The organism is Thiomonas sp. X19, from assembly GCF_900089495.1.
GTDB lineage: Bacteria > Pseudomonadota > Gammaproteobacteria > Burkholderiales > Burkholderiaceae_C > Thiomonas_A.
The window spans coordinates 2,144,191-2,167,097 of record NZ_LT605203.1; the positions used below are offsets into that span (position 1 = coordinate 2,144,191).

Annotated in this window: 25 protein-coding genes and 2 pseudogenes; 19 read left to right on the forward strand and 8 right to left on the reverse strand. The window is 63.1% G+C overall.

Translation table 11 applies throughout. The annotated features are described in order from the left end of the window. Positions 1-30: 30 nt before the first annotated feature. The 15 genes and pseudogenes from THIX_RS10155 (at position 31) to THIX_RS10225 (ending at position 10,324) form a co-directional block, all read left to right on the forward strand. The gene (locus THIX_RS10155) at positions 31-378 is read left to right on the forward strand and encodes a DsrE/DsrF/TusD sulfur relay family protein (protein ID WP_112486152.1); all 348 of its coding nucleotides are present in this window, start codon (positions 31-33) and stop codon (positions 376-378) included. Continuing rightward, positions 378-1,535, forward strand: a complete 1,158-nt coding sequence (locus tag THIX_RS10160) for an NAD(P)/FAD-dependent oxidoreductase (RefSeq protein WP_112486153.1) — start codon at positions 378-380, stop codon at positions 1,533-1,535. Before THIX_RS10155 ends, THIX_RS10160 begins: the two co-directional genes overlap by 1 nt. Before the next feature lie 139 nt (positions 1,536-1,674). Then, positions 1,675-2,118 (forward strand): helix-turn-helix domain-containing protein, encoded by a 444-nt coding sequence (locus THIX_RS10165; RefSeq protein WP_112486154.1) that lies wholly within the window; start codon positions 1,675-1,677, stop codon positions 2,116-2,118. Next, positions 2,118-2,789 carry an IS630 family transposase gene (locus THIX_RS24175; RefSeq protein WP_112486155.1) on the forward strand — a complete coding sequence of 224 codons (672 nt, stop codon included), beginning with the start codon at positions 2,118-2,120 and terminating at the stop codon, positions 2,787-2,789. Before THIX_RS10165 ends, THIX_RS24175 begins: the two co-directional genes overlap by 1 nt. 88 nt (positions 2,790-2,877) lie before the next feature. Then, the gene (locus THIX_RS10175; protein ID WP_112488296.1) at positions 2,878-4,035 is read left to right on the forward strand and encodes an IS630 family transposase; all 1,158 of its coding nucleotides are present in this window, start codon (positions 2,878-2,880) and stop codon (positions 4,033-4,035) included. A gap of 70 nt (positions 4,036-4,105) precedes the next feature. After that, a pseudogene (locus tag THIX_RS10180) lies at positions 4,106-4,869 on the forward strand (IS5 family transposase). Between the two features lie 41 nt (positions 4,870-4,910). Beyond that, positions 4,911-5,519, forward strand: a complete 609-nt coding sequence (locus THIX_RS10185) for a sigma-70 family RNA polymerase sigma factor (RefSeq protein ID WP_112488297.1) — start codon at positions 4,911-4,913, stop codon at positions 5,517-5,519. 447 nt (positions 5,520-5,966) lie between these two features. Continuing rightward, the gene (locus tag THIX_RS10190) at positions 5,967-6,218 is read left to right on the forward strand and encodes a hypothetical protein (protein ID WP_146748498.1); all 252 of its coding nucleotides are present in this window, start codon (positions 5,967-5,969) and stop codon (positions 6,216-6,218) included. A 19-nt stretch (positions 6,219-6,237) separates the two neighbouring features. After that, entirely contained in the window at positions 6,238-7,686 is a 1,449-nt protein-coding gene (locus THIX_RS10195) for a permease (RefSeq protein ID WP_233224503.1), read from the forward strand. A gap of 183 nt (positions 7,687-7,869) precedes the next feature. Continuing rightward, complete coding sequence (locus tag THIX_RS10200; protein WP_112486154.1) at positions 7,870-8,313, forward strand: helix-turn-helix domain-containing protein; 444 nt, start codon at positions 7,870-7,872, stop codon at positions 8,311-8,313. Next, on the forward strand, positions 8,313-8,984 hold the full coding sequence (locus tag THIX_RS24180) for an IS630 family transposase (protein WP_112486155.1): 672 nt from the start codon (positions 8,313-8,315) through the stop codon (positions 8,982-8,984). Before THIX_RS10200 ends, THIX_RS24180 begins: the two co-directional genes overlap by 1 nt. A 7-nt stretch (positions 8,985-8,991) precedes the next feature. Continuing rightward, positions 8,992-9,186 carry a DUF2892 domain-containing protein gene (locus tag THIX_RS10210; protein WP_233224504.1) on the forward strand — a complete coding sequence of 65 codons (195 nt, stop codon included), beginning with the start codon at positions 8,992-8,994 and terminating at the stop codon, positions 9,184-9,186. 41 nt (positions 9,187-9,227) lie between these two features. Further along, positions 9,228-9,521 carry a thioredoxin family protein gene (locus THIX_RS10215; RefSeq protein ID WP_112486160.1) on the forward strand — a complete coding sequence of 98 codons (294 nt, stop codon included), beginning with the start codon at positions 9,228-9,230 and terminating at the stop codon, positions 9,519-9,521. Continuing rightward, entirely contained in the window at positions 9,518-10,006 is a 489-nt protein-coding gene (locus tag THIX_RS10220) for a heme-binding protein (protein WP_233224505.1), read from the forward strand. The genes THIX_RS10215 and THIX_RS10220 overlap by 4 nt, the downstream gene beginning before the upstream one ends. 96 nt (positions 10,007-10,102) lie before the next feature. Then, positions 10,103-10,324, forward strand: coding sequence for a VOC family protein (locus THIX_RS10225; RefSeq protein ID WP_233224506.1), 222 nt, complete (start codon positions 10,103-10,105; stop codon positions 10,322-10,324). A gap of 37 nt (positions 10,325-10,361) precedes the next feature. Here the strand turns inward: THIX_RS10225 and THIX_RS10230 are convergent, their stop codons facing one another. Next, positions 10,362-11,741 (reverse strand): IS110 family transposase, encoded by a 1,380-nt coding sequence (locus tag THIX_RS10230; RefSeq protein ID WP_371412996.1) that lies wholly within the window; start codon positions 11,739-11,741, stop codon positions 10,362-10,364. Positions 11,742-12,084: 343 nt separating this feature from the next. On the opposite strand from THIX_RS10230, the gene THIX_RS10235 reads away from it, so the two are divergent. Both THIX_RS10235 and THIX_RS10240 read left to right on the forward strand, forming a co-directional pair. Continuing rightward, on the forward strand, positions 12,085-12,921 hold the full coding sequence (locus THIX_RS10235; protein ID WP_112486161.1) for a 4Fe-4S dicluster domain-containing protein: 837 nt from the start codon (positions 12,085-12,087) through the stop codon (positions 12,919-12,921). Then, positions 12,914-13,147, forward strand: a complete 234-nt coding sequence (locus THIX_RS10240) for a hypothetical protein (protein ID WP_112486162.1) — start codon at positions 12,914-12,916, stop codon at positions 13,145-13,147. The genes THIX_RS10235 and THIX_RS10240 overlap by 8 nt, the downstream gene beginning before the upstream one ends. Positions 13,148-13,274: 127 nt before the next feature. Here THIX_RS10240 and THIX_RS10245 read toward each other — a convergent pair whose 3' ends face one another. The 5 genes from THIX_RS10245 to THIX_RS10265 form a co-directional block, all read right to left on the reverse strand. Continuing rightward, positions 13,275-13,652, reverse strand: a complete 378-nt coding sequence (locus THIX_RS10245) for a hypothetical protein (protein ID WP_146748499.1) — start codon at positions 13,650-13,652, stop codon at positions 13,275-13,277. 170 nt (positions 13,653-13,822) lie between these two features. Further along, on the reverse strand, positions 13,823-14,821 hold the full coding sequence (locus THIX_RS10250) for a site-specific integrase (RefSeq protein WP_112486164.1): 999 nt from the start codon (positions 14,819-14,821) through the stop codon (positions 13,823-13,825). After that, positions 14,818-15,759, reverse strand: coding sequence for a tyrosine-type recombinase/integrase (locus tag THIX_RS10255; protein WP_112488300.1), 942 nt, complete (start codon positions 15,757-15,759; stop codon positions 14,818-14,820). Before THIX_RS10255 ends, THIX_RS10250 begins: the two co-directional genes overlap by 4 nt. Next, entirely contained in the window at positions 15,756-17,006 is a 1,251-nt protein-coding gene (locus THIX_RS10260; RefSeq protein WP_146748500.1) for a site-specific integrase, read from the reverse strand. The genes THIX_RS10255 and THIX_RS10260 overlap by 4 nt, the downstream gene beginning before the upstream one ends. 78 nt (positions 17,007-17,084) lie before the next feature. Further along, positions 17,085-18,353, reverse strand: a complete 1,269-nt coding sequence (locus THIX_RS10265) for a hypothetical protein (RefSeq protein ID WP_112486166.1) — start codon at positions 18,351-18,353, stop codon at positions 17,085-17,087. 225 nt (positions 18,354-18,578) lie between these two features. Here THIX_RS10265 and istA point away from each other — a divergent pair, with 225 nt between their 5' ends. Further along, positions 18,579-20,174 carry an IS21 family transposase gene (istA, locus tag THIX_RS10270; protein WP_112486167.1) on the forward strand — a complete coding sequence of 532 codons (1,596 nt, stop codon included), beginning with the start codon at positions 18,579-18,581 and terminating at the stop codon, positions 20,172-20,174. Continuing rightward, positions 20,161-20,484, forward strand: a pseudogene (locus THIX_RS10275) (ATP-binding protein); the annotation flags it as partial. The gene istA and the pseudogene THIX_RS10275, both read left to right, overlap by 14 nt. Positions 20,485-20,515: 31 nt before the next feature. Here the strand turns inward: THIX_RS10275 and THIX_RS10280 are convergent. Together THIX_RS10280 and THIX_RS10285 are read right to left on the reverse strand one after the other, a co-directional pair. Continuing rightward, entirely contained in the window at positions 20,516-22,588 is a 2,073-nt protein-coding gene (locus THIX_RS10280; RefSeq protein ID WP_112486168.1) for a recombinase family protein, read from the reverse strand. Continuing rightward, the gene (locus THIX_RS10285; protein WP_112486169.1) at positions 22,569-22,769 is read right to left on the reverse strand and encodes a hypothetical protein; all 201 of its coding nucleotides are present in this window, start codon (positions 22,767-22,769) and stop codon (positions 22,569-22,571) included. Before THIX_RS10285 ends, THIX_RS10280 begins: the two co-directional genes overlap by 20 nt. Positions 22,770-22,907 lie beyond the last annotated feature (138 nt).

Below are 22,907 nucleotides of genomic sequence, written 5' to 3' on the forward strand. Positions count from 1 at the left end.
TGTCATCAACGCAAGGGAGACTCCCATGAAATATATCTATTCGTACTCAACGATGCACCCTATGGCAGCGAACGCAGCTACAACGCCCTGCGGCTCGCCCGGCAGATGCTCAAGACCGGCGGCGAGGAGGTGAAGCTGTTCCTGATCGGCGATGCGGTGGCCTGTGCCAAGGCCGGGCAGAAGGTGGCGCCGGGCTACTACAACATCGGCGACATGCTGGGCATGATCGTGCGCCACGGCGGCGAAGTCGGCGTCTGCGGCACCTGCATCGACGCCCGCGGCATCACCGCCACGGAGCTGATCGAAGGCGCGCCGCGCAGCACGATGGAGCAGCTCGCCGCGTGGACGCAGTGGGCTGACAAAACGCTGGTGTTCTGATGGATACCGCCAAGACCGTCGTCGTCCTCGGAGGGGGCGTGGGTGGTCTCATCGCCGCCAGCGCGCTGCGCAAGCACCTTCCACGTCTCCATCGCGTCGTGCTCGTCGATCGGGAGCGCGAGCACCTCTACGCGCCATCGCTGCTGTGGCTGATGGTGGGGCTGCGCGAAGCCGCATCCATCCAGCGTCCGCTCGCCCGGCTGGAGCGCAAGGGCATCCAGGTGCGACTCGGCGAGGTGGAGAAGATCGATCCCGAAACCCGCCGCGTCACGGTATCCGGCGAGATCCTCGATGCGGACTACCTGGTCGTCGCGCTCGGCGCCGAGCTGGCGGCGGAAGCCGTGCCGGGTCTGCGGGAGGCGGGACACAATTTCTACACGCTTGCTGGTGCTGAAGGCCTGCGCGCCGCGCTTGGCTCGCTGCAGCGGGGGCGCGTCATCGTGCTCACGGCGGCGCCCGCGTACAAATGCCCGGCAGCGCCTTACGAGGCGGCGCTACTCATCGATGCGTTCTATCGCAAGCGTGGCCTGCGCGATGCGGTTGCCATCGAGGTCTTCGCCGCAGAACCCGGGCCGATGGCGGTTGCGGGTCCCGAGACCTCCGCGGCAGTGAAACAGATCCTCGAAGCGAAGGGCATCGCGTACCACCCCGAACATCAGGTGACGTCGGTCGACGCGGCCGCAAAGCGAATCGTCTTTGCGAACGGCGCAAATGCGGAATTCGATCTCCTGGCCTGCGTGCCACCGCACCGCGCACCGCGCGTGGTCCGCGAGAGTGCCCTCGTCGGCGAGACGGGCTGGGTTTCCGTAAATCGACACACGCTGGAAACCCGCTTTCCTCAGGTCTTCGCCATCGGCGATGTCGTCTCGATTCCGCTGCAGCTCGGCAAACCGCTGCCGAAGGCCGGCGTCTTCGCGCATGCCGAAGCGGAGATCGTCGCGAAGAACATCGCCTCACTCATCCTGGGCCGGGACGCATCCGAACGATTCGATGGTCACGGCGCATGCTTCATCGAGAATGGCAACGGACAGGCGGGTTACGGTGGCGGCGATTTTTATGCGGAACCCAAGCCTGCCGTGAAGTTTCACGCACCGGCCCGGCGCTGGCACCTCGCGAAGGTGCTGCTGGAAAAGTCTTGGCTTCACCTCAAGATATAAAGGTATGCATGGCATGGGACTACGAGGGATGGACGTCCTGTGGCCACGCTTCACCTGTCATTGGCTAGTACTATGACACGCAAATAACGAAACATGAATACACTCTCGACATCGCGACTTGATGCTTGGAGGTGTTGTCATGCGACAGACGGAATTGCATTTGACCGACGAGGATCGATCGCTCGTAGACGCGATTCGCAGCAAAGGGCTGCATCAAGCGCGGGAGGTCAATCGAGCGCATGTTCTGTCCTCGCTGGACAGGGGCGTGCCAGAGGCCCAGATCCTGGCGGTGCTGGGAATGGGACGCACGGCTGTGTGGCGTACACGCGCAGCGTATCTACAAGGCGGCGTGGCGTTGGCGGTCTTCGACGTTGCACGCTCAGGGCGGCCACGCCAGTACGACACAGACGACGAAGCGCGGGTGACGGCGCTGGCTTGTTCGGCGCCTCCCGCGGGTCGGCAGCGCTGGACGATGGTGGAACTCGAGCGGGCCGCACGCCAGGAACCTGGCCTGGCCAACGTGAGCCGAGAAACCGTGCGGCGCATGCTCAAAAAAACGATCTCAAGCCCTGGCGCAAGCTGATGTGGTGCATTGGTGAGTTGACTGAGGAGTACCGCAGTCGCATGTACGCCTTGCTTGAGCTGTATGCGCGGCCGATGTCGCAGGCAGAGCCGGTCATCTGCATCGACGAGAAGAGCTTGCAACTCATCGGTCACAGGCATGCGCCGCTGCCCATGCAATCGCGCAGCCCCGAAAAGGTGGATTACGAGTACGTGCGCCACGGCACAACCAATCTGTTCGTGGCCGTCGAGCCCAAAGCCGGGAAACGGACCGTCTCGGTCACAGAGCGCCGAGGCAAGGCCGACTTCGTGGCCTTCGTCAGCAACTTGTTGACCCATACGTATGCCAAGGCTCGGCGCGTTCATCTGGTTCTGGACAACCTGAACATCCACTTCAGAAAGTGCTTCGACGACGTGTTGGGCAAACGCGCAGCAACCAAGCTCTTGCGCCGGGTGCAGTTCCACGACACGCCCAAGCACGCGAGCTGGCTGAACATGGCGGAGATCGAGATCGGTGTCCTCAGTCGTCAGTGTCTGGACCGACGCGTTGAAAGTCAACACCGTCTGCAGTGCGAGGTTGACGCGTGGCAGAAGGCTCGCAACGTCGCGCAGCAAACCATCGAGTGGAAGTTCACTCGTCAGGATGCGGATCGGAAGCTCAGTCGACATTACGTTCCGAAATTTTCGTGTTGATGTACTAGTACTACGTTTCACTAAAAGCTTTACGTAAATGTTTTTGCCTGCGATCATATCGCTCCAGCAATTCCTCATGGAGGCTGGCATGGCACGAAGGACGGGACGGGCGGCGTTGGTGCTTGGCGCAGAACAGCGGTCGATGTTGGAAGAACTCGCCGGATCGCGAACGGCGCTGCAACGCGAAGTCGAGCGCGCGAAGGTACTGCTGGCCTACGCCGATGGGAAGGCGCCAACCGAGATTCAGCGTGCGTTGGGTGTGTCGCGGCCCACGATCTACAAGTGCATCGACAAGGCTCTGGCGGCCGGTGTGGCAACGGGGTTGCGGGACCGCTATCACCGGCCGCACGCGCCGCAGATCAGCGAAGCGGCGAAGGCCTGGGTGATCCATCTTGCCTGTTGCAAGCCCAAGGACTTGGGGCTTGCTGCGGAACTCTGGACGCTTTCGGCCTTGGCCGAGCATGTGGCCACGCATGCCGCCGAGGCGGGCTTCGAGCGACTGGCCAAGGCGAACAAGACCACCGTGTGGCGCATCCTGGATGCTCACGAACTCAAGCCGCACCGGGTGCGCTACTACCTGGAGCGTCGCGACGCGCAGTTCGAGCGCAAGATGGCCGAGGTGCTGATGGTCTATCGCGACGTGAACCTGTATCGCGCCGACGCGGTGCACGATGCGCGGCCAGCGCCGATCTACACCGTCAGCGTGGACGAAAAGCCGGGGGTGCAGGCGCTGAGCACGACCGCACCGGACAGGCCGCCGGTCGCTCGCCAGCACGCCGGCATTGGGCGCGACTACGAGTACGTTCGCCACGGCACGCTGTCGATTCTGGCGGCACTGGACTTGCATACCGGCCAGATCATCGCCAACGTCGAGTTGCGCCACCGCAGCGTCGAGTTCATCGCGCTGCTTCGTCGACTCGACGAGCATTACCCAAGCGAAGCGGTGATCCGGGTCGTGCTGGACAACCACAGCGCCCACACCTCCAAAGAAACCATGGCGTACTTGGCGGGCCGCCCTGGCCGCTTCGAGTACGTCCATACTCCCAAGCACGGCTCGTGGCTAAACCTGGTCGAGTCTGCGTTCTCCAAAATGGCGCGCTCCTTCCTGCGCCACATCCGAGTCGCCTCGCTTGACGAGCTCACGCAGCGCATCCTTCAAGGCGTCGACGAGATGAATGCACATCCTGTTCGCTTCCAGTGGAAGAACTTCGACTTCCAGATGACCCGATCGTCAATGTTTTGGTGAAACGAAGTACTAGATAGTGTCGTCACGAGATGAGTAGGATGTTGTTTTGCAAAGACAGCGGTGCAGGCGAATGGCTGAGACGCATCAACGGCATGACATCTCCGATGCGGCGTGGGCTCTGCTTGAGCCGCGACTGTTGGGGCGTCAAGGCGTGTGGGGCGGCATCGCACACGACAACCGGCGATTGATCAATGCGGTCTGTTGGATTCTGAGAACGGGCGCACCGTGGCGGGATTTACCGCCCTCGTATGGGGACTGGAAGAACACGCACCGCAGGTTCTGCCGGTGGCGTGACAATGGCGCTTGGGAAGCATTGCTGGAGCAATGGATCGATGAGCCTGATGACGCATGGCTGATGATCGATGCCAGCCACATCAAGGTTCATCCGCACGCCGCAGGTGCCCGTGGCGGCAATCAAGCCATGAGCCTGACAAAAGGGGGCTCAACACCAAGCTACATCTGGCCGTGGATGCGTTTGGTCTGCCGCTCCGAGTCCTTGTTACGCAAGGTACCGCAGCAGATTGCACGCAGGTTGGGCTCTTGATTGAAGGGCTCAGCGCCGAGCACCTGTTGGCCGACAAGGGCGACGACAGCGATGCCATCGCCCTGCAGGCCACTGCTCGAGGCCTGCGCGTCGTGATCCCGCCTCGCCAAAACAGAAAGGAGCAACGCAGTGATGACAAGCCTCTCGACCGACACCGCCATCTCGTTGAGAACACGTTTTTGCATCTCAAACGCTGGCGGGGGATTGCGACGCGCGACGCCAAAAACGCCGCTTCATTCCTGGCAGCCGTCCACATACGCTGCCTGGTGCTTTGGCTTGCAATCTCGTGACGGCACCATCTAAGGACTCGGGCTATCTCAGGGTGCCTATGATGGCGCCATGTACACTGAATTGGGGCAAATCGAAGCACGTACCTGCACTGGCAGAGACCTGTGTAACGCGCGCCTGGCGCAAGCATCAGGCTGAGATCGAGGGGTTTTTGCAGCATCGGCTGGGCGATGGCGAACTGGCGGCCGACCTGCTGCAAACGGTCTTCCTCAAAGCTCTGTACCAGGGGCGTGGATTCTGCGATCTGCGCGAACCCCGCGCTTGGCTGTTTGCCGTGGCGCGCAACGCGCTCGTCGATCTTTTGCGCGCACGCCATCCCCACGAACCGTTGCCCGAAGACCTGTCGGCGCAAGCCGATGCGCAAGCCGCGGTGGACACCCTGGCCGACTGCTTGCCCCACGCCCTGGCTTCGCTCGACGCAGACGATCGTGATGTGCTCGAGCATTGCGAATTGCAGGGCATGACACAGCGGGATTACGCCACGCTGCGCGGCTTGAGCCTCCCGGCGGCCAAGTCCCGCGTCCAGCGGGCGCGCGTCCGGCTGCGTGAATCCATGGTGCAGGTGTGCGGCGTGCGCTTCGATGCCCAGACCGGGCGGGTCTGCTGCCACGTGCCGCAAGCGAGCTGTGGCTCGCAGAAGTCGTACCCGTAACACCCACGGCCGAATCAGACCCTCTCGTCGCCCGGCCTTGCAAGTCCTTCGCCCCTTGCGCAGGCCCAGTACGACATGGCGCGTTGTGCATGCGGTACCTTGGCGTCCCGTTGCTGCATCTATCTTTTTGGCCTTGGTTCGTCTCCACAGGTAGACCCAACCTGAGAGAGGCACACCCATCATGTCCAACCACCGCTTTTCTTCCACCCGTCGTCGATTGCTGGACTCAGCCCCTGCGGCGGCCGTCACCTTGCTCATGGCCACTGGCTTTGCGCCCACGGCGCGAGCGGTCGAAACGCACGCACAGGTGACTGGTCCCGTGATGTTCTATGCCGACGTGCGCGTCGCCCAACCCAACAAGGCTGCGCTCGACGCCGGATTGCAGGCCTTTGCCAACTCCATGGTGGCGCGCAGGCCGGCACCCTGCCCCTGTTCTACAGCCTGTTCGTGCGCTTTGCCGACATGCAGGCGCCGCGTGCCGCGCAGACGGACGCCGCCTTCGACCACGACATCCTGCCGCGTCTGCACGGCGTCCTGATGAAAGACGGCAAACCGGTGCCAAGCCCCAAACCCATGGTTGCGTATCGCGGCGTGTTCGAAACAACGCTGGCCGGCAACCGCCACGGCATCTACACCAGTCACGATGCCTCGTGCAATTTCGCTGTCGTCCGGTGGACGATGGCCAGCCGACTTTCTTGACCGTGGAAAACCATGTGTCGTGCCCGAGCCCATCGTCCCCGTGCTCGACACGGCCAAGAGCGCCGAGATTTTGCGCAAGCTGCAGCCCGATAGTGATTTGCGCGCCTACACCTACATCATGCACGGCATTTGGGAGTCGGTGTGGGACCACGAAAACTCTCACATCGACCCGCACTTCAAGACTTCGGCAGCACCTGTGGGGGTGATGGGCGGTCGGCCCGGTGGAGCCGTTCTACGCCACGCAACGGACATTCAAGCGCATCTGAGCGTCAGCAATCCAAGACGGGATGCCGTTGCTGGCGTCCCGTTTTTTGCAGGATCTCAGCGCAAGCCTGCATCCTTTTGCGTCCCGCTTCGTCTTCACTGGCAGCAAGGTTCCATTCGCGAGGTTTCCATGAACACCCAAGTCCAATCCCCCGCCGCCGCAAGCGGCGATCTGCAAGTCGCCCCCGCCTGGCGCGCCTGGATCGTGCCGGTGCTGTGTGTGGCCGGCTGGTTTTTGCTCTACGGCCAGCTCCAGCCCGCCACCGACGCCTTCATGCGCTGGCTCTCCGGCGCAACCGGCATGGCGGCTACCAGCCATCTCTACAGCGCAGTGAGCTTTTTCGCCTTCGAAGTGCCCAAGGTGCTGATGCTGCTGGCGCTGATCGTGTTCGTCGTTGGCGTGAGCCAGACCTTTTTCACCCCGGAAAAAACGCGGGCCATTCTGGCAGGCAAGCGCCAAGGCGTGGGCAACGTGCTGGCGGCAACGCTGGGCATCGTCACGCCGTTTTGCTCGTGCTCGGCGGTGCCCCTGTTCATCGGTTTTCTCACGGCGGGTGTGCCGCTGGGAGTGACGTTCTCCTTCCTGGTGTCGGCGCCGATGGTCAATGAGGTGGCGCTGGCGCTGCTGTTCGGCATGTTCGGCTGGAAGATTGCAGCGATCTATCTGGGCCTCGGGCTGGCGGTGGCCATCATCGCCGGGGCTGTGATCGGGCGCATGAACCCGGTGAATCTGGTCGAACCCTGGGTGTTTGACATCCCGGCGGTCAGCCATGACGAGGCCAAACTCGACTGGCAGCAGCGTTTCGCCCAGGGCTGGAAGCATGTACGGGAGATCGTGCTCAAGGTCGCGCCCTATATCGTCGCCGGCGTGGGCGTGGGCGCGTGGATCCATGGCTATGTGCCTGAAGACTTCATGGCCCACCTGATGGGCAAGAGCACGTGGTGGTCGGTGCCGCTGGCGGTGCTGATCGGCGTGCCGATGTACTCCAACGCGGCGGGCATCATCCCGGTGGTGCAGGCGCTGCTGGGCAAGGGCGCGGCCCTGGGCACGACGCTGGCGTTCATGATGGCCGTCACTGCCCTTTCTTTCCCCGAGTTCATGATTCTGAGAAAGGTGATGAAACCCAAGCTCATCGCCCTGTTCGCCGGGGTGGTGACGGTGGGCATCATCATCGTCGGCTATGTATTCAACGCAGTGATGTGACGCGGCTTCTCACATCGTTTTCCCTTTCGCTCAAAACACAAGGAGACTGCTGTTATGACTGTCAATCGCATGGTGAGCGTCATAGCCGGATTCATGGTGTTGCTCAGCCTAGTACTATGACACGCAAATAACGAAACATGAATACACTCTCGACATCGCGACTTGATGCTTGGAGGTGTTGTCATGCGACAGACGGAATTGCATTTGACCGACGAGGATCGATCGCTCGTAGACGCGATTCGCAGCAAAGGGCTGCATCAAGCGCGGGAGGTCAATCGAGCGCATGTTCTGTCCTCGCTGGACAGGGGCGTGCCAGAGGCCCAGATCCTGGCGGTGCTGGGAATGGGACGCACGGCTGTGTGGCGTACACGCGCAGCGTATCTACAAGGCGGCGTGGCGTTGGCGGTCTTCGACGTTGCACGCTCAGGGCGGCCACGCCAGTACGACACAGACGACGAAGCGCGGGTGACGGCGCTGGCTTGTTCGGCGCCTCCCGCGGGTCGGCAGCGCTGGACGATGGTGGAACTCGAGCGGGCCGCACGCCAGGAACCTGGCCTGGCCAACGTGAGCCGAGAAACCGTGCGGCGCATGCTCAAAAAAACGATCTCAAGCCCTGGCGCAAGCTGATGTGGTGCATTGGTGAGTTGACTGAGGAGTACCGCAGTCGCATGTACGCCTTGCTTGAGCTGTATGCGCGGCCGATGTCGCAGGCAGAGCCGGTCATCTGCATCGACGAGAAGAGCTTGCAACTCATCGGTCACAGGCATGCGCCGCTGCCCATGCAATCGCGCAGCCCCGAAAAGGTGGATTACGAGTACGTGCGCCACGGCACAACCAATCTGTTCGTGGCCGTCGAGCCCAAAGCCGGGAAACGGACCGTCTCGGTCACAGAGCGCCGAGGCAAGGCCGACTTCGTGGCCTTCGTCAGCAACTTGTTGACCCATACGTATGCCAAGGCTCGGCGCGTTCATCTGGTTCTGGACAACCTGAACATCCACTTCAGAAAGTGCTTCGACGACGTGTTGGGCAAACGCGCAGCAACCAAGCTCTTGCGCCGGGTGCAGTTCCACGACACGCCCAAGCACGCGAGCTGGCTGAACATGGCGGAGATCGAGATCGGTGTCCTCAGTCGTCAGTGTCTGGACCGACGCGTTGAAAGTCAACACCGTCTGCAGTGCGAGGTTGACGCGTGGCAGAAGGCTCGCAACGTCGCGCAGCAAACCATCGAGTGGAAGTTCACTCGTCAGGATGCGGATCGGAAGCTCAGTCGACATTACGTTCCGAAATTTTCGTGTTGATGTACTAGTGCTGGCGCAGCTCACCGGTCAGATCGACCTGTTGCACCCCACCTGGCTCTGGCTCACCGCCTTCGTCGGCCTGAACCTTTTCCAGATGGGTTTTACCGGCTATTGCCCACCGGCCAAAGTGTTCAAGGCATTGGGCTTCAAAGAAGCCACCAACGCCTGCAGCACCACAGCCTCGAGCAAGAGCTGCCGCTGAACCCCTGCATTTTCATGTTTTGATCCTTTGGAGCAATCCCCATGACCAACATCAAAATCCTCGGCACCGGCTGTGCCAACTGCAAGGCCACGCAAAAGCTGATCGAAAACGTGATCCAGGCCATGGGCATTCAAGCCCAGGTCGACAAGGTCGAGGACATCGCCTCCATCATGCAATACGGCGTGATGAGCACACCCGGTGTGGTCATCGATGGCAAGGTCGTGCACGCTGGTGGCATTCCCAGCCGGGTGCAGGTCGAACAGTGGTTCGACCGCCTGAAGGCCTTAATTCCCACAAAGGAGACGCGAGATGAAAAAAAACCTTCCTTCGATTGACCCTGACCAGCGTGATTCTGGCAGGCCATGCCGCCTGGGCGGACAGCCCGGCTGCGACTTGGACGCAAAAAATCATCACCCCCGAAATCGCGCTGAAAGCGGCGCAAGCGGCCAAGGCCGAGTGCGTCAAACGCGGCTGGCAAGTAGCCGTGACCGTGATCGATCCCTCCGGCCTGCCGCTGGTGATGCTACGCGACCGCTTTGCCGGTTGGCATACCGTGGAAGTCGCCAACGGCAAGGCGCGCACCGCGGCGAGTTGGCGCGAAACCACCAGCGCGGTGGCCGCGCGCGTGAGCAAGCCCGATTCCGCCGAACAGGCGATCAAGAATTTGCCCGGCGTGGTGATGATCGGCGGCGGCATGCCCATCGACGCTGCGGGCCAGATGCTGGGCGCCATTGGCGTCTCGGGCGCGCCGGGTGGTGATAACGACGACGTCTGCGCCAAGGCGGGAATCGCCGCTGTGGATGGCGATCTAGCGTTCTGATCCTCGGCCAGCCCGCTTGCGTCAGCATCGTCCAGCGTAAGCCGATGTCCAATCGGTGGGCGCGCCATCCTCCCTTCGCTTTCCTTGGAACCCGTCATGCACACCTCATCGAGCTTTCCATCCGCGCAGGAATTCCACTTGAGCCTGCGCGTGGCCGATCTCGACCGCAGCACTGCGTTCTACACCGCGTTTTTCGGCGTGGAACCGAAGGACTGCACCGCCCGCTACAGCACTTTCATCGTGCCGCATCTGCACCTGAACCTGGTGCTGTTGGTCAACGACCGCGGCGAGGCGCTCGACACCTACAGCCTCTCTTAAGAAACTCACCTCAAGTGGTTGATGGGCAAGGTATTGTTCAGGCAGTCTGGGGCATGGCGACGAGTTGCATGCCGAGCTTGCTGGCGCGCTGGGACAGTTGGCGCAGTACGCGCTCGCGGTATCTCTCTTCGTAATAGGCCTGGCCTTGGTCGGTGTATTCCTCGCCCTTGGTCAGCATCGTGTAGATGAGCCGCGCGAGCTTGTGGGCGGCGGCCGCGACGGCCTTGGGTTTGTCCATGCGCGCGCACATGCGCCTGAAGTACGCCCCTAGCGCCGACTGGCTGGTGCGCAGTGCGGCCGCCGCGAGTCGCAGCGCCTGCGCTGCGCGGTTGGCGCAGCGTTTGGTCTTGCCGCTCATCACCTTGCCGCCCGTGATCTTGGTGCCTGGACACAGGCCCATCCAGCTCGCAAAGTGCTTGTCACTGGGGAAGCGCGACATGTCCGCGCCGGTCTCGCTGATCACGGCCAACGCTGTGGTCACGTCGATGCCATCAATGCGCGTCAGGTCCACGCCGCACATCTTGAAGAGCTGCGTGCGCAGATCGAACTTCGGCGCGTTGCGGGCGCGGCCGCGCTTCTTGCCCTTGGCGGGTTCGCCGTCGTGAACCTGCAGGGTTTGCATCTGCTGCTCGATCTGCGTGTCGCATTCGGCAAGCTGCGTGCCGATGAAGTCGAAGGCGTCCAGCGCCTGCTTCAACGCGAACAAGTGCTCCGCCCGCCAGTTGCTGCCCTGCAGGCTCTTGGCGATCTCCTCGACACTGGCCTTCACGCGCACGTTCTTCATCGCACCCAGCACCTGGCCGTCGCGCTCGCCGGCGACGATGGCGCGCAGGATCTTCTGGCCCGTCTCGCCCACCACATCGGCAATCACGTTGGCGAGTTGCACGTTCATCTGCGTCAGCGCCTTTTGCATGTGCTGGACGTCGCGGCCCTGGCTCCTGAGCAGCATGGCGCGCTGGCGCCACAGCGAGCGCAGCACACAGACCTGCTCGGTCGGGCGGAACGCGCCGCTGAGCAGGCCATAGGTCATGAGCTGCTGAAGCCACTGGCAGTCGAGCACGTCAGACTTGCGACCCGACACATTCTTGACGTGCCGCGCGTTCACCAGCAGCACCGTGAAGCCTCGCGACTCCAGCAGCTCGAACAGCGGGATCCAGTACACGCCGGTGGATTCCATCGCCACCGTGTCGACGCGGCACGCCATCAGCCAGTCGGCGATGGCGTTGAGGTCGACCGTGAAGCTGGGGAACTCACGCACCGGCTCGTCGTCGCGGTCCGGCGGTACGGCCACGAAGTGGGCTGCGCTGCCGATGTCGATGCCTGCGGCATTGGGGTGGGTGATCGTCAAGGCCGCTGCACGAGCCTTGACGGGCTTGGGGATGACGCTGCGATTGCGTTGAATCATGGCTTGCTCCATCATCGGTTGCGGAATGTGGTGCCGCCTCGGGTACGTCGTCTTGCTCACTCTCTTAAACGGGATATCGCCACGCCAGCTATGAACTGCCGCGACGATTCACCAATGTCGATGACGTCACCCAGGACCACGCTAACCCGCGGGCATTGCGCACCATTGCTACATCGGTCTTCCGCGGCACCGCATTCCACCTTGCCACAACCGGAGCACGCTGTGTTTCTTCGGCGCGATTTGCGGCAACGGGCCGATTACTTCGCTAACCGCTGGGACAGCAGACCGGCGCGGTTTTCTTCGCAGGGCTCTGGGCACGACAGCCGCCACGGTGGCAACTGCGGCCGCAGTTGCCATGGATCGACCAGCAACGGTCGCGGCGCAAGAAGTCAAGCCACCGGGGGACGATGCCTTCGGCAATCTTCCCGCATCGCTCACTCCGTCGGGCACCGACTATGAATTGGGGCATGACCGCTCGGCCTATGCCTACACCGCCAAAGACGGCAACCTCGCCAAGGAAGGGTTCGAGGGCAAGCGCTGGGGCATGCTGATCGACCTGCGCAAGTGCGTCGGCTGCCAGGCTTGCACGGCTGCGTGCAAGTTCGAGAACAACATCCCTACCGGCGTGTTCCGCACCTGGGTGCCGGACGTGGAACTGGGCACCTATCCCGACACCAAACGCGCCTTCCTGCCACGGCTGTGCAACCACTGCGAGCGGCCGTCCTGCATTGAGGTTTGTCCGGCCGGCGCCACTTGGCAGCGCAAGGATGGCATCGTCGAAATCGACTACGACCTGTGCTGGGGCTGCGGCGCCTGTGTCAATGCGTGTCCCTACGACGCGCGCTTCATCAATCCCATCACCAAGACCGCCGACAAGTGCACCTTCTGCTCACAGCGGGTCGATCAGGGCCTACTCCCTGCGTGTGTCGAAACCTGCGTGGGCGGCGCGCGCCAGTTCGGCGATCTGAACGACCGCAACGATCCAATGACCAAACAGGTGTTGAGCGAAGTCATTCAACAGCTCAAGCCGGGAACCGGCAACGAGCCCCGCGTGTTCTATATCGGCTTGACCACCGAGTTGCAGAACAACCCGCCAGGCATTCCGACGCAGTGGTCGGTCGAACAGCAGGACATGGGCCACAACGATCACGATTGGGACATCAACATCAGCAAGGAGGCCAATCATGTCTAACCCGCTGACCACACCGCAATTCGTCCCGCCGCTGCGGCAGTTGAACGAGTTGTACAACGTCGTTCACGACCGTCCGTTTTCCATCCTGTTCGCCAACTATTCATGGGCGCTGGGTGTGGCCGGGGGGCTCGCGTTGATCTGGGCGATCAACGCCTGGCGCGGCCGCACCGACGCAGTGGAAAACCGATTCACCATGCCCTTGGTGGTGGCTGTTCGCAACAAATAAAGTCACATCCTAAAAATACCGCAAGTTATTGATTTTATTAGACTTTAACTTGCGGCCCAAATCGAAAAGTTCTGTCCTGCTTTGATCAACCGCCACCGTGCGTGCACCAAACACACAAAATAAAGTCCTATCCTGCGCCGGAAGCAACGGGCGCAACTCCCAGCCCAAGCCTGAGTAGCAGTTTCATCGCCCATAAAGCGGTTTGTCCCTCTGCATCAGCCTCGTTTCTCGGGGTCAGCATCTTGGGCATTCGCTCGCAAACGCACACGTTGGACAATTCTTGCTCAACCTCATGATCCCAGTGACCGCTGGCATCGACCAAGCCATCCAGAGATCGTTTGACCGAAGCCTCGACGACGTCAAAAGTCGCGCGACGGTGGAAACGCAAAGCAATCAGGGACAGTGCGACATCCCCAGTGCGCTCCACATCCAGCAGCACGATAGGCGGATACCCCGGCGGCATGATTGTTACCACCAGCCCCACTCGAGGCTTGCGATTGGCCATCGAGAACACCCGCCCCGTCTTGAGATAACACAGTGACATCCCAAACTGGATCTGTCGCCTATGTCCCGCAGGACATAGGCGGAACTATGTCCCGTGCCGAACTATGTCCCGCAGCGCTGTCACACGCCCTGTGAAAGCGGTGGAGCAACACGGGACATAGCAGGCAAGAGCTACAGGCTCTTCAGGAACGCCAAGAGCGCGTCGTCGGGTCGGTATCGACCCGGCTTGCCCTCGGGTGGAGTGAGCTTGTCGAGGAGCTTCGACTTCATCTCCAAATCTGCGTCGAGGTAGATCTGCGTCGTCTCGATCGACTCGTGTCCAAGCCACAACGCGAGGGTCGGCCGGTCGACCCCCTCTTGCACGAGGTCCATCGCCGTCGTGTGCCGAAGCACATGCGGGCTCACGCGTTTGCGCGCCAGCGAAGTGCACGCCCGGCTGGCTGTCGCGACGTGCTTGGCCACCACGTATTGCACGCCGTGCGCGCTCAGCGGGCCGCCGCGGGCGTTGGGGAACACCGGTTGATCAGGCGCTCTCAATGGTTCACGCATCCACGCAGTCATGACTGCCCGCGAATTCTTGCTCAGCGGCGTACACCGTTCCTTGCGACCCTTGCCGATCACCCGCACGTGCGACCCGGTCCCAAGAACCACGTCGTCGCGGCGGATGCCCGTCAATTCCGACAGCCGCAATCCTGTCTGCACCGCGACCAGCATGAGCGCGTGATCGCGACGCCCGGACCAGGTTCGCTGGTCCGGTGCCGCCAGAAGTGCATCGACCTCGGGCCTGCTCATGAAGGGAACCAACGTCCGAGTGAACTTCTTCGCCGGTACGGCCAGCACGCGGGCAATCTGCGCCGCATGGGTCGGCGCCTCGTAGGACGCAAAGCGGAAGAACGAGTGCACGGCCGTCAATCGCAGGTTGCGCGTCCGAGCGGTGACGCCGCGCGACGCCTCCAGGTCATCGAGAAACGCCGCCACCAGCGGCGCGTCAACGTCCTCCAATCCGAGCGCCGACGGCGCCTTGTGCAGCCGCTTCCTGGCGAACTGCAGCAGCATCTTGAACGTGTCTCGATACGACGCGATGGTGTGCGGACTGGCCTGGCGCTGATGCATCAAGCGCTGGGTGAAGTAGCGCTGCAACAGCCCGGCGAAGCTGGTGCCGGCCGTCATGACGCTGCTCCCCAGCGCTGCTCCAAGCGCGCCATCGCGTGCGCCATCAGCTCGGGCCAGGCGCTGAGATACCAGTACGTGTCCTCAACACGCACGTGGCCCAGATACGTCGACAGCACCGGCAAAAGTCGAGCGCAATCCTGGCCCGATTGATACCAGGCCAACAGCACCTTCACCGCAAAGCGATGCCTGAAGTCATGGAGCCGCGGCCCGTGACTCGCGTCCGCTCCGCGCAGGCCGACGCTGCGTGACAGCGTGTAGAAGGTCCGGTGCAGGCGGGCCTGGTCCATCTGGTTGCCGCGATCGGAAACAAAGAGGTATGGCGAGACGGCTGCGCCGAAGAACTCGCTGCGTCGGCGCAGGTAGTCCGCCAGCACATCTCTCGTGGACGCGTGCAGCGGAATGAGCCGGATCTTGCCAAGCTTGGCGCCACGGATCGTCAGCAAAGCCTGGTCAAGATCGACGTCGGAGACCTGCAGGTTCAGCGCCTCGGACATCCGCATGCCCGTCGTGCTCAGCAAACCGATCAGGCAGTGGAACTTCCAAGGGTACAGCGACGTCCGGTGCCAGTTGGTCGGCAGCTTCAGCGCGGCGGCCAGCAGCTGCTCAACCTCCTCGTCCGAATACAGGTACGGCCTGGCACGGGTTGACCGGTGCGGCAGCAGTCCCTGCGGGGGAATCTCCGTCAAGGCGTCGCTGGCATGGCGGTAGCGCGCGAAGCAGCGCACTTCGCCGAGGCGCCGCGCCCACTCGGCCGGTTGTACCGTCGTCGGTTGCTGCGCCCACTCCAATGCCAGTGCCGTGGTGATGCGCGACGCCCCGCGGCCCTCAAGAAAGTCGATGAACCGCGGCAGCTTCAGGCCGGCGTCTTCCAGCTTGAAGCCCAAGCTGCGGCGCAACTCAAGATAGTCGCGCACGGCCTCTCGAAGCGCGCTCATGACGAACTCCCCGGCCACGGCAGCGCAAGAGGGCGAAGCGCGGCAAGGTCCACCTTGGCGTAGATGGACGTGGACAGCGGGCTGCGGTGGCGCAGCACTTCGCCGATCTCTGGCAGCGACGCGCCGCCTTGCAACATTCGAACGGCCAGGGCATGGCGGAACTGATGTGACCCCTTGTGCGGCGCATCGACTCCGGCGCGCCGCAGTGCGTTGCCAACGATCGAACCGACGCCGTCGGACCCATGCATCAAACCTCGCAGCGGTGCCCGTGAGCGCAAGAACAGATGGCGATCGGCGCACGCGGGCCGGCCGTTCTGCAGGTACGCGGCTATAGCTTCACCGACATCGACCGGTAGTGGCATCAAGCACTGGTGCCCGTTCTTGCCACGCACGCACAGACGACCGGCGTCCCAATCGATGTCCTCCAGCAGCAGCGTGATGACCTCGCCTCCGCGCAAGCCCAGTCGCGCCAGCAGCAGCAAGACGGCGCGGTCACGCCGGCCGACGACAGTACTCAGATCGCAGCTCTCGATGACACGCCGTGCATGCTCGGCCGAGATTGCCCTTGGCAGCGGCGGCGTGGTGGACCATGCCGCTACCGCCGGCACGGCGCTGATCAACGCCTCGTCGATCTCACCTCGGTACTGGGCGAAACGCAGGAATGCGCGCAGCGCCGTGACCACATGCTTGAGCCCGCGCGCCGAGAGGCGCCGGGCTTGATGCTGCACGAAGCCGATGATGTCGGTGGCGTGCAGCGCACCGAGAGCGATGCACTCGCTGCCGAAGCGATGGACGAGAAAGTCGCGGGTGATGGTCCGGTAGTAGCCAATCGTCGCGGTGGCCAGACCTCGCTCTCGTCGCAGGTACTGCGCGAAGCTGGCCACCAGCACATCGGCAGGGACGATGACTACGGGCGCCGCAGCGCACAGACCTTGCCCACGAAGATAGCCCAGCAGTTGCCGAACGGCATTCGGCTCGTGGCGACGTGGCGGGGCCTGGCAGTCGCTGCGAGGGCGATACGGGCGGCGTATGAACTCATCGACGTGCACGTCTTGGACGTCCGCAAGTTCGACGCCCTGCGTCGCAAGCCAGGCATCGAACGCTGTGGCGCGCCAAGCCTTGGCTCGCACGCAAACGACGGCGTAGCGCTGATCGATCAATGACGTGACGAAGGCCGGCAGGTGCGGGGAAAGTGGTCCCGTCGCACTTCGGGCGAGCGCCATCGCGCCCTCCAGGGTTGGTTCCAAGATGGTCTCCTTGCGGGCGACATGCCCGGCATGGAGGATTGCTATGTCCAGCGTTGTTGGCCAGGAGGCGTTGCTGGCTCAGGCGGGCGCGAAGCAACGGGACATAGTTCGACACTGGACATAGTGAGGCTTCCTTTGCGCCATTTTCTGTACTGTGCCGGCCAGCGCACTCAGGTCGCCAGCACAATCCCAACTGGCCGGCTTGAGCAGCTTGAACTCAAGCGGCGGCAATGTTGCACTGAGTCTCTGATCGCCCGAGCTGACTTTGATGGTTTTACGAGCCTCAACCATCGGCCCCGTGGTGGACACTGGTTCTGTTGTCCAGTTGCCGCCCGGCCTGTCCAACTTGATCGGTACTTTTTCGACTGTGATGCTGCGGTCGAACTCAGATTGCTTGGAATAAATATCAGTCGATTTTTCGCCGTGCGTCTTGGCTCCGTCTTGCCCATCGTCCAGTTCATAGTCGTAGACGAAGTGTTCCCTTGATACATCATCATCACCATTGGTGTCTGCCCCTGGCTTTCTTTCTGCGTTTTCTTTGCTGCGGATGACCTCCTTCGTAGAGGGGTGCCCGTAATACAACTCGTCGCAAGGATGGTGCTTGCCAGTCAGATGCAGGAGTTCGAGCACCAACCATTGGTTGCCCTGCTGAACGCCTCGGAATTTCCATACTGAATTTCTCAGTTGTGACGGGATGAAGGACACATACTCCTTGCCGAGGGATTGAAGGCAGACACTATCCCAAGCGCGCCGCGCACCTGGATCGAGTGCGATCCACGCAAATTCCTGTGCGAACTGATGCGACAGGCACCTCTTGGGTAGCTTTGACGTGAAGCGCAACGTCAGCACACGTTGATAGCCAGGAGCTTCGGGGTGAAAAAGCAGATTCAATGCACCGGGACGAACGATGGCATTCGCCAATGTGCTGTTGTGCAAGAAAAGGAAGCGAACCAACTCAATGGTAGGAATCAGCACATCCCCTTGCGCTGTGCGGTACCGGAGCAGACGCTGAATGCCACTGCCCCTGCGGTCGAAAGAATAGAGACCTGCTGGTATATCAGCCGAGGTGATTTCTTCGCATTCCGACGTATCCGAAATCGTCGCTTGCCCAATCAACCCACGCGCTGGCAAGGACTGTCGTTCACCCCGCGCGAAAACATGCCCAAGCGACAAAATTGGAAGCAATCCTATCGGCAACTCGACCTTGCTGTACCGACCCGACTCGACCCCTCGCATGGCAGCCCGGACGAACCAACCGCTCTCCTTCTCGACTAGACCTGCAAGCCAATACATCTCGACATGTTCAGTGCCGAGGTTGGCAAGCTGCCTGATCAATAAACGGCTCATGCTGCAATGCGCATCACGATGGGGGCCTCATCAAGTATTGCGTGAATTCGCGCCAAGTTGTTTGAGCGCCCTGAAGGCCACCCAAAGTGCTCCACTCGTGGCCGGGTCAAACTGCTCCACCCTGGTCACGGCGATTTGACGCGGTAAACGCGGCGGCGCCGTAGCCGGAGGCCACACCGGCAGGACGTTACTTTCTGTCCCCTTGCATGTCTCGGGGACGCACAGGTGAACGTCTTGAAACCACATCTCCAAACCACGATCTTGACCCTGTTGGGCAAGGGCGCGACGCAGCGCGAGATCGCCCGCATCACGGGCGTGTCCCGGCATACGATCCGCGCCTACGCGCAGCGCTTTGCCGCCGAGCGGCCAAACTGCCCCGGGGTGGCCACCGACTCGGTCGGGCAAACTGCTCCACCCTGGCCACCGACTCCGGTGGCCACCACGGTGTCGGCATGCGAGCCGCACCGCACCTTCATCGAGGCGCAGTTGCGCCTGCAGCGCAACGCCACGGCGATCTATCAGGATCTGGTCGACCAGGTCGCGTTCGCCGGCGCCTACAACTCGGTCAAGCGCTTCGCCGGGCGCCTGCGCCAGAAGGAGCCCGAGCAGTTCGACCGCCTGAGTTTCGTGCCGGGCGAGGAGATGCAGGTCGACTACGGCGAGGGCGCCCCCACGCTCGTTCCCGGAACCGAGCGCTACCGCAAGCCGCGGCTGTTCGTGGCCACGCTGCGCTACTCGCGGCGCAGCTTCCGGCGCGTGGTGTGGAAGTCCAGCCAGCAGACCTGGGCCGAACTGCACGAGCAGGCCTGGCGGCACTTTGGCGGATCGTGTCGTTACGTCGTGCTCGACAACCTGAAGGAAGGCGTGCTCAAGCCGGACCTGTACGAACCCAAGCTCAACGCGGTCTACACCGCCACGCTGGCGCATTACGGCGTCGTCGCCGACCCGGCCCGGGTGCGCGACCCCAATCGCAAGGGCACCGTGGAGCATGCGATCGGCCACACCCAGGCCACCGCGCTCAAGGGCCGCCGCTTCACCTCGATCGAGGAGCAGAACGCCTTCCTCGACCATTGGGAGCGCACGTGGGCGGCCACGCGCATCCACGGCACCGAGCGCCGCCAGGTGCAGGCGATGTTCGAGGAGGAACGCCCGCTGCTGCAGCCGCTGCCGGTATCGGGCATGCAGTACTTCACCGAGGCCCAGCGCACCGTCTGCGACGACTCCTGCGTGCGCGTCGAGCACTGCAGCTATGCGGCGCGCCCGGCGCCGATCGGCTCGCGGGTACTGGTGCGCCTCTTTGCGCGCCGCATCGAGATCCGCGACCTCGCCACCCAGGCGCTGCTGCGCAGCCACGCCCGCGCCGAGCGCCCCGGCACCGTGGTGCTGCCGCAGGCCGAGCGCGTGTTCAACCCCTCGCGCGAGACCCGCCGCATCCTGGCCCAGGCCAAGGCCAAGGCCATCGGACCCGACGCATCGCGACTGTGCGAGATGCTGTTCGCCATCGAGGGCCGCGTGGGCCAGCGCAAGCTCTGGGGCATCGTGTCCCTGGGCGAGCGCTATCCCAAACGCCTGATCGATTGCGCCTGCGCACGCGCCATCACCGACGGCTTGCACAGCTACCGCCACGTCAAGGCCATCACCGAGCGGCTCGTCGCCGACGCGCTGGCGGCCCTGGATGCGCCGCAGCAAGCCGAGCTGGCCCTGACCCAGGAACACCCCCTGATCCGCTCGGCCGATGTCTACGCCGAGCTGTTCGCGCGTGGCGCCGCGCAAACCCCCAACCCCACCACCCCAAGGAGCTTCACGCATGACCATGAATGAGATCGAACGCGCGCTGCGCGAGCTGCGTCTGTCCGGCATCGCCGACACGCTGAGCACCCGCCTCATGCAGGCCCAGAGCAACCAGGAGCCCTTCCTCGACACCTTCGCCTCCATGCTGCAGGACGAGCTCGACCGCCGCCGCTCGCGCCTGACCGAGCGCCGCTTCAAGCACGCGCGCCTGGACGAGCGCCTGAGCCTGGCCGACTTCGACTGGCGCTTCAACCCCAAGCTGCCGCGCCAGGCCTGCTTCGAGCTGCACACCCTGAAGTTCATCGGCGAGGGCGCCAACGCCCTGATCATCGGCAGGCCCGATCACGCGACATGATGCTCACCTCACCACGTTATTGAAGTTCAAGAGAAATCTGTCGAGGATCGTCTGGGAGCGGACGCACGCCAGGCGATGAGACCGATGCGCGGACCTCGGGACGCTGTAAATCGGCGGCCTTGATGGCCCAAGGCGCGCCCTTGCAGGCCTGCGTGGCGGGAAGTGTAGCGACGCTGATCATGCGCAGCACCGTCATCTTGCTCGTCCCGAGCGCTTCAGCGGCTTGCTCCAGAGTCAACTCACCACGCGCTTCGCGCTCTCCATTTTGGTAGACCGCAATGTGGTGGTCGCCGCGGAACGAACGCACCCGCATTTCCGTCCAGGTATGCCCTTTGCCAGTCCGGTGGCCGAGACGATTCAGCAACGAGGCGATGCCAGCGTCACCCAACTGGCGTGCGAGCTGCACGATCAGAACCTGGACCCCAACATCGGTGGTCCAGCGGTGCTGTCCCGTGCGGTTCTTCACCACGCTCAATTCGGTGTGGTCGCCTCCCTGCCAATGCATGACGAGTTCGATGCGCGCCTCGTCCACGCGCGCCACGATCTCCCTGATCACGCAGCGCAGGATGCGCTTGCGCACGGCGTTGCTGGCCGAAGGATGGGACCACACCCGCGGCAAGTCGGTGCCCAGGGCCATGAGGTCGTCGCGCTGCTGTGGCGTCAGGCTCCATTCGGTCACGGTCTGCAGCGTCTTGATCTCCGCCTCGCGCCGGGTAACCTCGGAGAGGCGCTCGTTCCAGCGCCGCTCAAGTTCGGCGGCCACCAGTCGATTGCCGGGGTCAACGGCGTCGAACTGCCGCTGCGCACGCGCCGCCTCAAAGCGCGCCTGCTCCAACGCGAGTTCGAGCTGGCGCCGCGTCGCGTGCTCATCGTTGGCATGGTGCTCGATGGCACGCAGTGCGGCCTGCACCCCAAGCGGCAGCAGCACGCTCAGCACTTCGCCGGAGACGGCCTCGTCCACGCGCAGCGAGCCGAAAGAAATGCATCCAGGCACCGCGCCATGATTGATCGCGGCCCCCTTGCAGTGATAGCGGGCGATGGTGCCGTCGCTGCCGCTGTAGGCGACGTGCAGCTTGCGACCACAGTGCGCGCATCGCAGCAACCCGGCCAGCAATGCCTCTCCGCGCCGGGGTGCGCCGCGCGCCATGCTGCCGCGCATGTTGGTGTTGTCGGCGATCACGCGCTGGTTGTGCTCATAGGTCGGCCAATCAATGTACCCCTCGTGGTGCTCCTGGATCAAGACCTGCCAGTGCTCCTGGGCACGACGATGGCCGTGCACGACGCGCTTGCGGCCGGCTTCGATCCGGACGCGTGTCTCGGTGCGGCCAAACGCATAGGCGCCGGCATAGACGGGATTGGTGAGAATCTTGAGCACCGCGTTATAGACCGGCAGACGCCAGATCACGCAGCGCCGGCCGTTCTCGTAGACCGCCGAGGGCAGATCAATGCGCTCTTGTCGGAACCACAGCAGCGCCTGGCGCACGCTGCCGGCCTGTGCGAATCGACGGAACACGGCCGCGATCGCTTCGCGGATGCGCAGATCGGCGTCGCGTTCAATCCGGTCGCCCTCGCTGCGCACATAGCCGATCGCCACCGTCGTGTGCAGATCACCCCGCGCCGCCTTGAGCTTGAGGGCTTCGACGGATCGTTGGCGAAGGAGGGACAACTCCATCTCCGACATCGTGCCCTTCATGCCCAGCAGCAACCGGTCGTTGACGCTGCGTGGATCATAAATGCCGTCTTCGTCGACGATGAGGCTGCCCACCAGTGCGCAGAATTCCAGCAGCGTGTGCCAGTCGCGACCGTTGCGTGCCAGGCGCGATGCCTCAATGGACACCACGGCGCCGACCTGGCCGCTGCAGATCGCCGCCAGCAGTCGCTCAAAGCCTGGCCGTGCGACGCCGCCGGCGGACACACCGAGGTCGTCGTCGATGACCACGACCTCGGTCCAACCGAGCGCGCGTGCCCGATCGGCCAGGGCGTATTGGCGCCGGCGACTCTCATGGTTGTGGCGCAACTGATCGGCTGTGGACTGGCGCACGTACACGTAGGCGCCACGCGCCAAGTGCTCAGGGTTGATCTTGTTCATCGTCATCCTCCATGTGTTCAACGACGTCGGACTGACTTGCCACCTGCCACAGGAGTTGGCTCAGCAGTTCGACGAGGTCGTCGTGACGCTGCTGCAATCGCGTCAGTGGTGCTGGCGCCGTTGCGGCGTCGAACAGGTCGGCTTGCACGAGCGGGATCGCTCGCGGCGGGGTTGGCTTCATCGACGCCTCCGTGTGCCTGGGAAATGGTCGATGAACATAGGACTGCGTCGAGTTCGCCTCGCAGCGCAAGCAGGCAGCGCAGCAACATCCGCGGAGGCCAGTGCGTGGGCACATCGCCGGCCGCAGGTAGTGTCATCC